Annotated in this window: 10 protein-coding genes and 2 rRNA genes; 2 read left to right on the top strand and 10 right to left on the bottom strand. The window is 62.6% G+C overall.

Translation table 11 applies throughout. The features are described from left to right. Window positions 1-119: 119 nt before the first annotated feature. The 7 genes from J8F10_RS12085 to J8F10_RS12115 all read right to left on the bottom strand — a co-directional run bounded on the left by J8F10_RS12085 (window position 120) and on the right by J8F10_RS12115 (window position 7,108). Window positions 120-308 (bottom strand): hypothetical protein, encoded by a 189-nt coding sequence (locus J8F10_RS12085; RefSeq protein ID WP_210654066.1) that lies wholly within the window; start codon window positions 306-308, stop codon window positions 120-122. A 338-nt stretch (window positions 309-646) separates the two neighbouring features. After that, window positions 647-1,186 (bottom strand): peptide-methionine (R)-S-oxide reductase MsrB, encoded by a 540-nt coding sequence (gene msrB / locus J8F10_RS12090; RefSeq protein WP_210654067.1) that lies wholly within the window; start codon window positions 1,184-1,186, stop codon window positions 647-649. 35 nt (window positions 1,187-1,221) lie between these two features. After that, a complete protein-coding gene (locus J8F10_RS12095; protein WP_210654068.1) occupies window positions 1,222-1,515 on the bottom strand; it encodes an FmdB family zinc ribbon protein in 294 nt (97 codons plus the stop codon). A 197-nt stretch (window positions 1,516-1,712) separates the two neighbouring features. Then, the gene (locus J8F10_RS12100; RefSeq protein ID WP_210654069.1) at window positions 1,713-2,651 is read right to left on the bottom strand and encodes a sugar phosphate isomerase/epimerase family protein; all 939 of its coding nucleotides are present in this window, start codon (window positions 2,649-2,651) and stop codon (window positions 1,713-1,715) included. A 99-nt stretch (window positions 2,652-2,750) separates the two neighbouring features. Continuing rightward, a complete protein-coding gene (locus tag J8F10_RS12105) occupies window positions 2,751-5,405 on the bottom strand; it encodes a tetratricopeptide repeat protein (protein ID WP_210654070.1) in 2,655 nt (884 codons plus the stop codon). A gap of 124 nt (window positions 5,406-5,529) precedes the next feature. Beyond that, on the bottom strand, window positions 5,530-5,772 hold the full coding sequence (locus J8F10_RS12110; protein WP_210654071.1) for a hypothetical protein: 243 nt from the start codon (window positions 5,770-5,772) through the stop codon (window positions 5,530-5,532). 88 nt (window positions 5,773-5,860) lie between these two features. Further along, entirely contained in the window at window positions 5,861-7,108 is a 1,248-nt protein-coding gene (locus J8F10_RS12115; RefSeq protein WP_210654072.1) for an MFS transporter, read from the bottom strand. A 148-nt stretch (window positions 7,109-7,256) separates the two neighbouring features. Between J8F10_RS12115 and gnd the strand changes: the two genes are divergently transcribed. Both gnd and pgm read left to right on the top strand, forming a co-directional pair. Next, window positions 7,257-8,276, top strand: a complete 1,020-nt coding sequence (gnd, locus tag J8F10_RS12120; RefSeq protein WP_210654073.1) for a phosphogluconate dehydrogenase (NAD(+)-dependent, decarboxylating) — start codon at window positions 7,257-7,259, stop codon at window positions 8,274-8,276. 239 nt (window positions 8,277-8,515) lie between these two features. After that, window positions 8,516-10,156 carry a phosphoglucomutase (alpha-D-glucose-1,6-bisphosphate-dependent) gene (gene pgm, locus J8F10_RS12125; protein ID WP_210654074.1) on the top strand — a complete coding sequence of 547 codons (1,641 nt, stop codon included), beginning with the start codon at window positions 8,516-8,518 and terminating at the stop codon, window positions 10,154-10,156. 163 nt (window positions 10,157-10,319) lie between these two features. Here the strand turns inward: pgm and J8F10_RS12130 are convergent, their stop codons facing one another. From J8F10_RS12130 to rrf, 3 genes are all read right to left on the bottom strand, one after another. Beyond that, entirely contained in the window at window positions 10,320-13,298 is a 2,979-nt protein-coding gene (locus J8F10_RS12130) for a S9 family peptidase (RefSeq protein ID WP_246523201.1), read from the bottom strand. Window positions 13,299-13,991: 693 nt separating this feature from the next. Further along, window positions 13,992-15,481 (bottom strand): 16S ribosomal RNA (locus tag J8F10_RS12135). Between the two features lie 311 nt (window positions 15,482-15,792). Beyond that, window positions 15,793-15,900 (bottom strand): 5S ribosomal RNA (rrf, locus tag J8F10_RS12140). Window positions 15,901-15,935: the final 35 nt, after the last annotated feature.

Consider the following 15,935-nt stretch of genomic DNA (forward strand, 5'->3'; position numbering starts at 1 on the left):
GCGACCTCTGAGCCTAACCTTTGGAACGACGATATTCTACCGATTCAAACCGGCGGTTGCTCGCCGATTTATGGCCCCGAAGGTGGTTCCCCGACAAATGTTCCGGCCGAAAGTGTCGGTTAGTTCGGCGCGCCCGTGCGGATTCGATGAAGGACATCCCGGGCGGGATCGGTATCCGCGCGAAGTGTCGCGCCGAGCGTGCCCCACGGCAGGAGGAGCCGTGCGAACTCGGCCAGGCGCTCGGGCGTAGCCGCGTGAATCCACCACGCGGACAGCGGATCGAGGTACGCGGGGGCATCCGCGGTCACGCGAATCGTGCCGCCTTCGGGCCGGTACGTGTGGGTGGTGACATCACCCGGCCGTGCAATGCGTTCCGGTTCGCCGAATTGTTCAGTGAGGAAGTCGATTATTGGTGCAGCGAACGGTTCGGCCAGCGATGGTGTAATGCTCAGCGAGTGCCCCCGGCGAACGGCCGGTGTGAGCCGGCCGGTGAGACTACTGGGCTACGCCTCCGCACACCAGGCGCGGGTATTTACTCGGATTGCTCTCACCGGCCGGCTCACACCGGCCGTTCGCCAAATGCCACCGGCGGACTTACGCTGCGCCGTTCGCGATGGTGTGGGAGTTCAACACCGCGACCAACAACTTACCGCCTTTCATCAATCGCGAACCGCGGAACGAGCTTGAGCGCCGCGGAGTTCAGGCAGAACCGCAGACCGTGCGGCGGGGGACCGTCCGGGAAGACGTGCCCCAGGTGCGCATCGCACCGGCTGCACAGCACTTCCGTCCGCGTCATGAAGTGACCGCGGTCGGTCTTCGTGCTCACGTTGTCCTCTGCGACCGGCTCCTTGAAGCTCGGCCAACCGGTCCCGCTATCGAACTTCGTGAGCGAATCGAACAGCGGTTGCCCGCAGCACACGCAGGCGTACACGCCGTCGTCTTTCGTGTTCCAGAACGCGCCCGTACACGCGCGCTCGGTGTCGCGTTCACGGGTGACGCGGTACTGTTCTGGCGAAAGCTGGGCGCGCCATTCCGCGTCCGTTTTCACGACCTTCGCACCGCCAACGGGTTTGCCCTCGCGCTCGGGCAGCGGGGCCGGGGCCATCACCCCGCGCGACACAAAGGCCCAGGCCACGAGAACCGCAACGAAGCAGAGAAAGATGAGAACGAGCAGTTGAGTTTTCATGCTGATTGGATGCGCGCCACCCGAACGAGTTTCGGTCACTTGCGCTGAATCTTCTTCGGCCCGGCGCCGGCGGCCTTCTCGTAGGTGCCCTTGTCGGTCTTCACGTACTTGGTGAACCCCTTCGACGCGAGGTTCTTGTCGCTGACCGCGGCCTTGCCCTGCGTATCGGTCCAGGCCCGCGGCGCGTTGGCCTCGGTGAACACCCGGCGCACCGGCTCACCGGTCTCCGGGTGCGTCGTGAGTGTGCCGTCGGACATCTTCTGGAACACCTCGAACTGCTCGCCCCCGGCCCCGTCCGCGAGCACCACTTCGTACACGTACAACGGCATGGAAATGCTCCGAGATCAAGAGCGCCACGGATGAACACAGAAAACGCGGATCGGAACAAAAGGCAGAAGAGTATTGGACAGGATTAACAGGATCGACAGGATTCAGAATTTTAATCTCGTGAATCTTGTTGATCCTGTCGAAAAGCTCTTCTGTCTTGATCCGTGTTTATCTGCGTTTATCCGCGGCTGTCTTCATCTTACTTCTTCGCGAGCTCGGCGCGAACGGTTTCTAGCAGCTTCTTCGTGGCTTTGATGCCCTCGGGCTCGCCGATCTTACCGCCCTCGTACTCGATCCCGACGAACCCCGAGTACTTGTGCTTCTTCACCACGATTTCCATCATCTTGCGGTAATCGGTGTGAGTTTCGTTCCCCTTGTCGTCGAAGTCGTGCGTCTTGGCCGACACGCCCTTCGCGTAGGGCATCAGCTCGTCCACGCCCTTGTAGCGGTCGTAGGCGGTTTCCTTCACGCCTTCGATCTTGCCGATGTTGAAGTTGCCGAAGTCCGGCAGCGTTCCACAGCGCTTGTGATCCACGAGCTTCATCACGCCCGCGAGCCATTCGCCGTGGCTCGACAGCCCGCCGTGGTTCTCCACGATGGTGTTGATCCCGAGCGTGTCGGTGAGTTCCGCGAGCTTGCGCAGGCCATCGGCGGCGAGCTTCTGCGTTTCGGCGAAGCCCTTCTTCCAGTCACTCGCGGCGTTCACGCGGATGCTGTGGCACCCGAGGAACTTCGCCCACTCCGCCCAGCGCTTGTGGTTATCGACCGCGGTGGCGCGCTTCTTTTCGTCCGGGTCGCCGAGGTTCCCCTCGCCGTCGCACATGATGAGGACGCTCACCACTTTGTTGTCGTCCGCGACGTTCTTCAGGTCCTTGAGGTACGCGCCGTCGTTCTTCTTGTCCTTGTAGAACTGGTTGACGTACTCGACGCCGTTGATGCCGTATTCCTTCGCGCTGATCTCCGCGAACTTGAGCGCGTCGATCTTCTTCGCGAAGAATGCTTTGTGCAGCGACCACTGCGCGAGCGAGATTTTGAACACTTCGGTCGGTTCGGCGGCGGGCACCAGGCGCGGGAGGAGCGCGACCCCACCGACCGCAGCGGAAGCAGCCAGGAAGTCGCGACGCGAGAGGGAACGCATGTTAAAAGCTCCAGAAGGGAGGACCGGGAAGAGGCCGAGGATTGATTCTATGGCGATCCGCGTGGGACAGCGCCGGTCCCGCCGAATCGCGCGCGAAACTCACTCGTAGCGCTTGCGGAGGGCTTCGATTTCTTTGTCTTTCTTCTGCGCGGCGAGCGCGGCAATGAGCAGCTCTTTCGCGTCGCCGTTCATCACATCAATGTGGAGCGCCCGGAGCGCGATGCGCTCGGCGAACAGCGGGCGGTTGGCATTCACGTGCAGCTTCGCGAGCCGAATGTGGAGCGCGATGTCGTCCGGGTTCGCGACGATGAGGTCTGAAAGCACGAGGGCGAGTTGGTCGGGTTTCTTCCCCACGTCGTAAACGCGCGCGAGTTGTTCGAGCCATTCGGCTTCGCCCGGGGCGAACTTGAGCCCGTTCTCGAATGTTTTTGCAGCCTTGTCGAAATCCTTCAACTCGAACAAGAGCTTGCCGAGTTCGAGCAGCACGCGCCCGTCCTCGGGGTTTTCGTCCGCGGCTTCTTCTAGCGCGGCCCGTGCGCCGGCATCGTCCTTCGCGCGCCGGAGCAACCGAGCGGCCACGATCGACGCCCCTGGGTGCCCCTTCTCCTTCGCTCGCACAGCCTCCACCAGCTTCTTCGCGTCTGCGGATTTGTCGCGCCGGAGGTATTCTCCCGCGAGCCGCGCGGCCAGGTCTGGGTCATCCGGCTTCGCCTTGTGTGCGGCCTCGAGTTCGGCGAAGGTCATCGGCTTGTCGGGGCGCCGTGGGGTCGCGGACTTCACCACGTCCGCGAGGTACTTGCGATAGCCCGCTTCAAAATCCGTCTTCTCCGTCCCGAGTGCGGATTTCAGTGCCGCTGCGGTATCGCTCGTCGTCTTGTAAGCGTTCAGCACCTTCGCAACCCCTTCCTCACCGTGCGTTTTCACGATGTACTCGACGTACAGGAGCCCCTGGTAGTACGCGAGCATCACGTCGGCCGGCTGGTTGAACCGCTTGTACGCGCGTGAAATGGTATCGAGGTCGAACGCGGTCCCCGCGGCGAGCCGGTCGCGGAGCACGAGTGCGACCTGACCGAAGCGCTTGGTGTGTTCCGCGCGCACGGCCAAACCCTCCGTTAACCAAACGGGCGCGCGGTGCGCCGTCTGGAGCAGATTAAATGCGTGCGTGAGTTCGTGCCGAACGACGATGGCCCAGTTGTACGCCCGCGCGCCGCCATCGGCCCGGGGCGAAGGCAGCGCGATGAGCGGCCCCGTACACGCCCCCTGAACGGCACCCGGAAGCCCCGGCAACATCGCGATGCGCCCGCTGAACATTTGCCGCCGGGCGAACACTTCCACGAGTATCTTTCCCGGGGGCGTGAAGCTGTACTGGTTCGCGAGTTCCGCGAACGTCTCTTCCAGCACGTCCGCCAGGAACGCGGCCATCACCTTATCGTTCTTCTTGTCGAAGCGGATCACGAAGTGCGGCGTTTCCGTCGTGGCATATTCGGCGAGTTCGTCGAGTACGGTGAGCGCGTTGTCGGCCTTCACGTTGAACGGATCGGCCTTCATCGCGGCCTTGAGTGCGGCCCGCGCTTCCGGCTCGCGCCCCTGCATGTAAAGGAGCAGCCCCAACCCGGCTTTCGGGCCGGGCAGTGCGGGGCGCAACTCACTCGCTTTCTCAAAACACTCCGCGGCGATCACGAACTGGCGTGTTTCGGTGAAGATCGTGCCAAGTTCCAAGTAGAATTGCGCGGGCTTGGCATCAAACACTTCGACCTCTTTACCCGCCGTCGCGTACCCGACTTTATCGCCGGCCAAGTGGCGCAGTGCCGCGAGGCGCGCGAGCGTCGGTTCGTCCCGCGGGCCGATCGCCTTCGCCGCGAGAAGGAGTTTCTCCGCGCTCGTGGGGTCGGCTTCCGCGAAACGCACGTCGGCCTTCAACCGCAGCGCGCCGGGGTGCTTGGGGTTCACCTTCAGCGCGTTATCCGCCTGGCGCTCGGCGTCGGCGAAGTCCATCCGCTCCAGCGCGATGAGCCCCTTCCCGACCAGCGCTTCCGCGGCCTTCGGGTTGATCTTGAGTGCGGCATCGAACGCATTAGCCGCGTCCGCGCGGTTGTGCTTGTCCAAAAAGAGCCGACCGCTGAGGTACTCGGCCTGCCAACAATCCGCATCGCACTTGAGCGCGTCGCGCAGAACTTCCGTGAGGATGAACTTGAACTGATCCGGTTTGTTGTGCGTAGTCGCGTTCTCGATGCCCGCCTGCGCGACGATGAGCAACTTCTCCGGGTCGGTGATCTCTTTCTCGCTCGTCGCGGCATCGGTGTACGCCTTCACGAACCACCGCATTTCGGTGTCCGCAGCCGATAAATCGCCCTTATCACGCAACACCCGGGCGCGTACCCACCGCGCGAGAAAGTGCTTGGCGTCTTTCTTGATGGCGGCTTCGACGTCCTTCGTCGCGTCGTCCCATTTACCAAGCGCGAAGAGTAGATCCGCCCGATGGCCGAGCAGGTCGGGATTGTCGGGCGCGGCCTTCAGTCCGGCGTCGAGCGCATCGAGTGCCTTCACGTTCTCGCCCTGCGCGCGGTAGCACGCGGCCTGACCGATGAACGCGACCGGCACCTTCTCGTTCTTCGCGAGTTCGTCGTACCCCGCGAGCGCCTCCGCGAAGTTGCCGCGCTGGAGCCGCTGCTTCAGCGCGGGATACTCGGCCTTTTGGCCCCAAACAGTTCCGGTGAGCAACAGCACGGAGAGCGTGACGAAAAATGTGCGCATAGTGAACCCACCGTACCGCCACGGTGCTGGAACCGCAAGCATCAGGTGCACAAGAAACAACGCCGGTTCCGAGCCACGTGCCCGAAACCGGCGTTCGTTGTGCAGCACGAGAACTCGCCTTCGCTCAGCCCGCGGATGTGACCTCGGCTCCGCGAATCTCGGCAGCCAGTTCATCCGGGGTGCGCAGCGATCCGCCGCTCGATCCATTGATAGTTCTGCCGTCCACTTCGACGTTGAACTCGCCCTTGTTGCCGTCCACGACCCGGACATTGAGGTTGGGATCGTTCCGAAGCGCGGCCGTAATTTGGTCGGTGTGGCTCCCGATGTTCGGACACGTCGGGCACCGGCGAATGGTAACGTCTCTCACGATGAGCCTCCGCTGTTGGGAGAAGTGGGCGACTCTAACAACCGCCACACGTCCTCGCCGCAAGTGGTGTGCCGAACAACGCCCCCGTTTACGTGAGCCGGTCCGCTTTCCGCAATGTGGGGAACAACCACGTCCAGATGCCCGTGACGACCAGCGACCCGACCCCGCCGAAAGCGACCGCGCCGACCGGACCGAGGAACCGGGCAACGACCCCGCTCTCGAACTCGCCTAGTTCGTTCGATGCCCCGATGAACAGCGTCGAGACGGCCGAGACCCGGCCGCGCATCCGGTCCGGTGTCGCGATCTGCACGAGACTCTGCCGCGTGAACACCGACACCATGTCGGCCCCACCCAGCACCGCAAGGGCCAGAACGGAGAGCCAGAACGACCGCGAGTACGCGAACACCAGCGTCATCACCCCGAACAACGCGACCGCGAGGAGCATTTTCCACCCGGCGCCGCTACGAATCGGGCGCAGAGCCAGGCACCCGGCCACGATCAGCGCGCCAATAGCCGGAGACGAACGCAGAATCCCGAACCCTTCCGGGCCAACGTGCAACACATCGCGGGCGAACACGGGAAGCAATCCGGTGGCACCCCCGAGCAGCACGGCAAACAAGTCCAGAGAGATCGCGCCCAGAACCAGTTTGTTGTGCCACACGTACCCGAGCCCTTCCCGAATCTGTGCCACTCGCGAGCGGCCGTGCTCGAACGGCGGCCGGGCGTCGGCACGGATCAGCAAGCAACAAAGGGTCGATCCCACGTAGAGCCCGGCGCTCACGGAGTACCCGAGAACCGGAGAGATCGCGCACAACAGCCCGCCGAGGGCCGGGCCGAGAATACTCCCCAGTTGTGCCACCAGGGAGTTCGTCGCAATCGCACGGGGTAGTAGATGGATCGGCACCAGCATCGGCCCGAGTGCGCTGGCGGCCGGATGAAAGAAGGCCCGCGCGCTACCGAACAGGGCCGACAGAACGAAGATCGGCCACAACCCGGTTCCGAATTCCGATCGGAACGCGAGCCCCACGGACGTGAGCAACTGAGTCACGTAACACAGGACGAGAATGAGCCGGCGGTTGTGCCGGTCGGCCGCTTCCCCGGCCACGAGCGTCAAGCAGATGAGGGGAAGGAATTGAGCCAGCCCGATCATCCCCACCGCGAACGCGGCCTCCTCGACGTCCATCGTCCGGCGGGCGATTTCGTACACTTCCCACGCGATCGTGACCGCCTGAGAGCCGGTCGCCAGGGTGCTGAAGAATCGACCAGTCAGAAAGAGTACGTAGGGCCGGCGCCCGAACAGCGTACCGCCGGTCGGCAGTTGTGGATCAGTGGTCATCTTTCTTTTCTTATGGGCGAAGACGGAGGCGGCGCGGGACGAACGAGATAGAACACACGATGGGTCGGGCGCCCGGCGCGAGTCCGTTCGTTCGCCCCCTCGTACCTCTCTCGGTCCGTTCCGGTTCTTCACCACTCGGGAGTTCCTCATGCAACTCGGGATGATCGGTCTGGGTCGAATGGGGGCCAACATGGTTCGCCGGCTCATGCGCAACAAGCACGAGTGCGTCGTGTTCGACATGCACCCCGAAGCCGTGCAAGCGCTGGTCAAAGACGGCGCCGTCGGTGCCGCGTCGCTCGACGAATTGGTCAAGAAGCTCGCCAAACCGCGGGCGATCTGGCTCATGGTCCCCGCCGCCATCGTCGATCGCGCACTGGCCGACCTCACCTCGCGCCTCGATCCGGGCGACATCGTGATTGATGGCGGGAACTCCTACTACGTGGACGACATTCGCCGGGCCAAGGAACTGAGTGCGAAGGGGTTGCACTACGTCGATGTGGGGACGAGCGGCGGCGTGTTCGGGCTGGAGCGCGGGTACTGCCAGATGATCGGCGGCGAACCCGCGGTCGTAAAGCACCTGGACCCGATCTTCGCCACGCTCGCTCCGCCAATTGATTCGGCCCCGCGCACACCGGGGAAGGAGGGACCGACGCGCCCCGCCGAACACGGCTACTTGCACTGCGGACCGAACGGGGCCGGGCACTTCGTCAAAATGGTTCACAACGGCATCGAGTACGGGATCATGGCCGCCTATGCGGAGGGGATGAACATCCTCCGGCACGCGAACGTGGGCCGGCGCGAGCACGCGGCCGACGCGGAAACGACCCCGCTCCGCGCTCCCGAACACTATCAGTACGATCTGAACGTGGCCGATATCGCGGAAGTGTGGCGCCGCGGGAGCGTCGTCTCGTCCTGGCTGCTCGATCTGACCGCCCAGGCGCTAGGATCGGACCCGGACCTCGCGAGTTTCGCCGGCCGGGTGTCGGACTCCGGCGAGGGGCGCTGGACCGTTGCCGCGGCAATCGACGAGGGCGTTCCGGCCCCGGTGCTGACCGCAGCGCTGTTCGAGCGCTTCTCCTCGCGCGGCGAGGACGAGTACGCGAACCGGTTGCTGTCCGCGATGCGGCACGCTTTTGGCGGGCACCACGAGAAGCCCGCGGCGCAGTAGTCGCGCGGCCCTCTGGAACCGGCGGTCCTGCGTGCCACACGAATCCGTCGGCACGCGGGAATACGGTTCGCGTGCCGACGGATTCGGGCCAAAATGTGCTCCGAAATATTACCCACCCGGTTCGGTCTCCCCGTGACGGCGCGATTCGCCGACACGCGGCCGAAATCGGAAGTGCGGAACCGCGTGCCGTTGATTGAATGAATTGGAACTGTGTTCGCGACCACATTCGAGATGATCCGATGCCGATCTCGCCGCTCGCCGGGAAGCCGGTCCCGAAAGAACTGCTCACCAACGTCGCCGCGCTGGAGCGAGAGTATTACGCCCACAAACCCGACCCGGGCGATCCCAACCAGCGGGTCGCGTTCGGCACGAGCGGGCACCGCGGCACGCCGGGCAACAACACGTTCACCGAAGCCCACATTCTCGCGATCTCGCAAGCCATCTGCGATTACCGCACGGCCCACGGGATCACCGGCCCACTGTTCATGGGCAAGGACACGCACGCGCTCTCCGCCGCGGCCCAGCGCACGGCCCTGGAGGTGCTCGCGGCCAACCGTGCCGAAACCGTCATTCAACAGCACGACGGCGTGACGCCGACGCCGGTGATCTCGCGGGCGATCCTCGTTCACAACCGCGGGCGCACAACGGGCCTCGCCGACGGGATCGTGATTACGCCGTCGCACAACCCGCCCGAGGACGGCGGGTTCAAGTACAACCCGACCAACGGCGGACCGGCCGATACCGACGTCACGAAGTGGGTCCAGGACCGCGCGAACGAGCTCCTGCGCGGGAACAACGCGGGCGTGAAGCGCGTTCCGCCGCTGTCGGCCCTCACCGCAACGACCACGCGCCAGGACGACTTCGTCCGCCCGTATGTGGACGACCTCCGAAACGTGATCGACATGGACGCGATTCGCGGGGCCAAGTTGAAGCTCGGCGTGGACCCACTCGGCGGAGCGGCCAGCGGGTACTGGGCGGTCATCAACGAAACTTACGGGCTGAACATCGAAGTCACGAACCCGGTGATCGACCCGACCTTCTCGTTCATGACCGCGGACCACGACGGGAAGATCCGCATGGACTGCTCCAGTCCCTACGCGATGGCCCGGCTCGTCGAACTGAAGGACCGGTTCCGCGTCGCGTTCGCCAACGACCCGGACTCCGACCGACACGGGATCGTCACGCCGTCCGCGGGGCTGATGAACCCGAACCATTACCTCGCGGTCGCGATCCGGTACCTGCTCACCCACCGACCCGGCTGGCGCGCGGATGCCGCGATCGGGAAGACGCTCGTCAGCAGCGGGTTGATCGACCGCGTGGTCCATTCGCTGGGCCGAAAGTTGTTGGAAGTGCCGGTCGGGTTCAAGTGGTTCGCGCCGGGGCTGTTCGATGGGTCCGTCGGATTCGGCGGCGAGGAAAGCGCGGGCGCCAGCTTCCTTCGGAAAGACGGCACCGTGTGGTCCACCGACAAGGACGGGCCGATTATGTGTTTACTCGCGGCCGAAATCACGGCCGTGACCGGGAAAGACCCGGGCGAGCACTTCGCGGAGATCGCGGCCGAGTTCGGGATGCCGAGCTACACCCGCATTGATGCCCCTGCCACACCGGAACAGAAGGCGAAACTCGCGAAACTCGCGCCCGAGAACGTGACCGCGGTGGAGCTGGCCGGCGATTCGATCACCGCAAAGTTGACCCGTGCCCCCGGAAACGATGCGGCAATCGGCGGGCTCAAAGTGGTGTCCGCGGGCGGCTGGTTCGCGGCCCGTCCGTCGGGCACCGAGAACGTCTACAAGGTGTACGCCGAGAGCTTCCGCAGCGCCGAACACCTCGACCGAATTGTCAGCGAAGCTCAGCAGATCGTCGCCGAGGCGCTCAAGTAGATGGAATCGCGTTCGGTTTCGTGGTAACGAGCCGCGACCGCAAGGGAGCGGGGAATGGCTACCCCACGACCGAGATTACCCAAACAGGCCGCGCCCCAAGAGAGGCACAGTCTCTCTTGGGGCGCGGTATGTTACACACAAGAAACCAGACTAAATTCGTCGATTACGGCTTGGGGCGCGCCTTCAGGTGGTCTTCCATCTTCAGGTGCGGGACGCCCTCCGCCCACCAGTCCGGGGCCGGCTTACCCATGAGGTGGTGATCGAAGAACTCGCGCATCCGGATCGCGTAGTCCGTGCGGTTCTCCGGCTTCGCCAATCCGTGGTTCTCACCCTTGTACTGCAACATCACCACCGGCTTCTGAAGCCGGCGCAGCGTGTTGTAGTATTCCACCCCCTGTGTGAAATCGACCGCGCCGTCCTTGTCGTTGTGCAACAGGAGGAGCGGCGTCTTCACGTTCTTCGCGTGGTACACGGGCGAGTTACGAATGTACGCCTCCTGGAGATCCCAGTACCCGCCCGTGAACCGCCCCTGGCTGCTCTCGAAGATCGGCTGGTTCGCCATGCCCGCGTTCCAGTACACGCTGCTGTACATGCTCACGAGGTCGGTGAGCGCGGCCCCCGCGATCGCGCACTTGAAGCGGTTCGTCTGCGTCACCAGGAACGCGGTCTGGTACCCGCCCCACGAGTGCCCGTGCAGCGCCACCTTGTCACCGTCCACGACGCCCGACGCGACGGCCGCGTCCAGCGCGGGCAGAATGCACTCGGTCGCGGACACCCCCGGATCGTTCAGCCGGTAGGTGATGTCCGGCATCAGCACCGCGTAGCCGGCCGACGTGTAGATCGAGCCGATCGCCCCGGCGCTCGGCGGCTGGTAGCGGTGAATGCCATCGGACAGTTTCTCGTAGATGTACACGATGGTCGGGTACTTCTTGCCTGGTTCGTAGTCGGCCGGCAGGAACAGCGCGCCCTGGAGCTTCTTCCCGCCCACGCCCTTGTACTCGACCAGTTTCGTCCCCGCGGACCACTTGTACTCTTTCTGTTGCGGGTTCGCGTCCGTGACCTTCTTCGCGCTCTTGAACGTTCCGTCCGCGAGGTAGAAGTCGGGGTAGTCCACGGTGGTCTGCCGGCTGAACACGAACGTGTCCGCCTTGCGCGCTTTGAGCTGCACTCCGTAAGCACAATCGTCCCACAGCAGCACGTTCGCGCCGGGCTTCGACGGGTCGATGCGAGCGAACCCGCTCTTCTTCGTCCACTCGCCGTACATCGACGTGTACACGGGCCGCGTGAGATCGGTACCGGGCTTGGGCTCGGCTTCAAACTGGTTCAACCCGCGGTAGCGAATACCGTCTTTCTTGCCGTTCTCGGTGAGGCTCGTGCCGCCGGTACCGTCAACGCTCACGCGCCAAATGTCCCAGCCGTCGGAAAGCAAAACGAACTTCCCGTCGCGGCTCCAGCCGAACGCGGGTGTGGCCGGCTTGTCGAAGTTGTGGTCGTCGTCCGCATCGACGAACGACGTGCCGACCTTCTCGGTCACGTTCGTGCTCTTCGCCGCGGCCATGTCGTAGACGTGGTAGTGGCCGTCCTTGTAGTAAAGGAAGTGCGTGCCCACCGGGGACGGGTTCGCACTCGCACCGCCAAAGAACAGGCTAACGAGCTTCTCTGCTGCTTTCGTCTTCGCTCCGGTCTTCGGGTCGATCACGTACACGTCGGTGTAGAGCTTGCCGTTCAGGTAGCTCATGTACTCATACGGCTTCGAGTCGCGCGCGATCGCGTACTTCTGTTTCGCGGCCAGCGACACCTGCTTCAGTTCGTCGGTCGCGAGGCGCACGAACTTCTTGTCCTTCGTCCAGTACGCCGCGCTGTAGGTCACGATGCGGTCGCTGCTGGCCTGCTTTTCCTGCATCGGTTGGAGGCGCTCGTCCTTCCAGTGCCACACCACGAGGTCCGGCTTGGCGCCGTCGCCCGCGCCGCCCGCTGCGGGCGCCTTTTTGCCCTTCTTGCTATCATCCTTCGGATCGACCTTCGCTTCGGTTTTCATCTCCTTCGGCGCCGGGGCGACTTCACCCTTCTTCTTCCGCACCGTGATGCTGAAACTGAAGCCGTCGAGTGCATCGGTCCACGCAGCCGACCCGGTAATCCCCATGTCCTTCGGGAAGTCCTTGTCGTCCTTCGGGTCGTAGGTCGTCTTCGTCGGCTTCGCGCCGAGGTCGGTGAAGCCGATCACGCTGATCCACTTCGCCTCGTACCCCGGGTCGTCGGTAACCTTCGTGACGGTAAACGCGGTCGCGTCCTCGTTCCAGGTCAAGCCGCGGTAGGCCGCCTTGCCCGATTCGATCAGGTGTACCGCCCCCGTCTTCATGTCGCGCAGGTGAACGCCGTTCCCGATCTGCCCCGTGGCGTCGATCACGGTAATTAACCACGCGCCCGCTTTATCGAACTCGAAATCCGCGACGTTACCCAGCACAAGATCCGTACCCGACGCGAGTTCGCGCAGCACGAGATCGGAACCCAAATGCGCGGCCGAAACGCCGGGGCCGGGCGGCGCGGCGGACGGTTCCGCGACTTTGCGGTACGCGACATGCGACGCGGTCTCGCCGTTGAAGCGGAAAGACGCAGCGCCCTCGATCTCGGTCTTCTCACCGCTGGCCAGATTCACGAACACGACCTTCCCCTTCGGGCGCGCGGCACCGGCGGCCGCACCGCCCTTCGGAGTGACCGGTGTGTACGTGAACGCGAACCACTTGCTATCGAGGGAGAACTGGAGCGCCCCGAACCCGGAGCCACCGGGGAACTTGGTCTCCTTGCCGTCACCGGTGTTGCGCAGGATCAGTTCGGTCTCGCCCTCATTTGCCCCGACGCGGTGAGCGAACCATTTGCCGTCCGGCGACAGCGCGACCCCGCGAACGGAGCGCCAGACCTCCACATCGGCGAGCGTGAGGGGCTTCTTGCCGGCCGGCGCGGTTGCATTTTTGGCTTTGAGATCGTCGAGCTTCTTCTTGAGCTCGGCGATCTGCTTTTCGACTTCCGCGACCTGTTGCTCGCGGGTTTTCGGCGGGTCTTCGGCGCGGATGACGGCAACGAATCCGCCAACGAGCACGAGCGCCGCGAGTCCGCGGCGCAGCAAAAACATGGAGCGGAACAAGGCCGGTCTCCGAGCGGGTGGGTGCCGGCCCGACCCGCGGACGGGAATGTCAGCGCCGAGTTCGTGGCGCGAGCGGGATCGTCCGTTCCGACGTGTGGCACCGGCGCGGCACCGGCAACCGGGGATTAAGTTACCCATTTTACCAATTCACTATCGGCATGTCGAGAACTGACACGAACTGAATTGAGTGGCACATTCCCGGCGCATCAACCGCTCAGCAACAATTACGGATTGTCCGGTGGGTGATCGTAGCGACAGTCTGAAAACCACCGCCGTGAGTTCTACCGTCGTTGCGGGCCGAGCGCCGAATGAGCCAGCTCAGCAGAACGGCTGCCCCAACCAGAGCAGCCACAACAGACACGAAACCCAAGTGTTCCATGTTTCACCGTCTGTTCGATTTGATCGATGGGGCATGGCTCCCAAAGATCGACAAGACGAGCAGTCGAGCAAAAAACGCTATCAAAAATTTCGCTGAGGAAGCGGGCTTCTATTGAACCGGGATTTATTACAACGAAAATGAGAGTGTAGATGCGCGTGTTCGATGTGTTGTGTATAAATGCAAAATCCCCACCAGTTCGCACTGGTGGGGATTGATGTATCTTGTCAAGTTGTAAGCGAAAGCCGTCGGAGGTGGTGATATGCGATTCCCATGCTGCTCAAGGCGTGGGATCGTGTACTTGTTAACATCCTTAGAAAGGAGGTGATCCAACCGCAGGTTCCCCTACGGTTACCTTGTTACGACTTAGTCCCAATCAGAAAGTCCGGCGTCGGCCGCGGCAAAGCGGACTTCGGCCGTCCCTCCCTTTCGTGGCTTGACGGGCGGTGTGTACAAGGCTCAGGAACACATTCACCGCGGTGTTGCTGACCCGCGATTACTAGCGATTCCGGCTTCACGTAGGCGAGTTGCAGCCTACGATCTGAACTGGGGTGCAATTTTGTGATTGGCTCCTGCTCGCAGTGGCTTCACTTTGTGTGCACCATTGTAGCACGTGTGCAGCCCTGGACATAAAGGCCATGAGGACTTGACGTCATCCCCGCCTTCCTCCGGTTTAACACCGGCAGTCCCTCTAGAGTGCTCCTTGCGGGTGGCAACTAAAGGTAAGGGTTTCGCTCGTTATGGGACTTAACCCGACATCTCACGACACGAGCTGACGACAGCCATGCAGCACCTGTACTCGGCTCCCCATTGCTAGGTTCGTTACCGTTCCGGCTCCTACTACCGAGCGCTTTCGCACATGTCAAGTCCAGGATAAGGTTCTTCGCGTAGCCTCGAATTAAGCCACATGCTCCACCGCTTGTGTGAGCCCCGTCAATTTCTTTGAGTTTCAGCCTTGCGACCATACTCCCCAGGCGGGGTACTTAGCATTTTAACTTCGACAGTAAACTCATATCTAGTCTACTATCTAGTACCCATCGTTTAGGGCTAGGACTACCGGGGTATCTAATCCCGTTTGCTCCCCTAGCTTTCGCGCCTCAGCGTCAGAAGAGGTCCAGCACGCCGCTTTCGCCACCGGAGTTCCTGTAGATATCAACGCATTTCACCGCTCCACCTACAGTTCCGCATGCCCCTACCTCCCTCGAGGCCGTCAGTATCTGAGGCAGTTCCACGGTTGAGCCGCGGGATTTCACCCCAGACTTGACAGCCCGCCTACGCGCCCTTTAAGCCCAGTGATTCCGAACAACGTTCGCACGGTTCGTCTTACCGCGGCTGCTGGCACGAACTTAGCCCGTGCTTATTTTTGGGATAGATCACACCTTGCGGCTTTTCTCCCCACTAAAGAGCTTTACAACCCGAAGGCCTTCATCGCTCACGCGGCGTCGCTCGGTCAGGCTTGCGCCCATTGCCGAAGATCCTCGACTGCAGCCACCCGTAGGTGTCTCGCCAGTGTCTCAGTGCGAGTGGCGCGGGTCGTGCTCTCACACCCGCTAGACATCTTCGCCTTGGTGAGCCGTTACCTCACCAACTAGCTAATATCACATGGGCCCCTCTGAGGGCGATGAATCTTTGGTCTCACGACGTCATCGGTATTACCCACCATCTCTGATGGCTATCCCGAACCCAAAGGTAGGTCACCCATGCCTTACTGCCCCTTACGCCGGTTCCCCTTGCGGGATTCCCCGACTTGCATGCCTAATCCACGCCGCCAACGTTCGTTCTGAGCCAGAATCAAACCCTTCAAGTTTTATTACACCGCACCACTCTCGCGGCACGGATCTTGTTGAGTTCAACCTGCCGTTGCTCGGTCCGATAACTCAATTTCTGTGACTTACTCGATCTCCGGTCCACGACCCTTGCGGGCCGTACACCGGTTCTGAACTCGTCAGAGGTCTTGGGTTATCGCCGAACAATCGGCTCTAACCCACCTCTTTGGCTTTCGCTTACAACTTGTCAAAGATCACCTGTCGATCCGCCGAAGCGAGTCAGACAGTTCACTCCAGAGAGTGTATTAAAGACCGGCTCACTGACTAGAGGAGCCGATCTAAATTTCAAAAGAGCCGGCGATACCTACTCTCGCGCTGGACGCACTACCATCGGCCCCGAGCGTTTCACGGCCGTGTTCGGAATGGGAACGGGTGTTTCCGCTCGGGTATGGTCACCGGCAAGCTGCTTAAAATCTACTTTAAGACGCTTCGAGC

Source organism: Gemmata palustris, from assembly GCF_017939745.1.
GTDB classification, from domain to species: Bacteria; Planctomycetota; Planctomycetia; order Gemmatales; family Gemmataceae; genus Gemmata; species Gemmata palustris.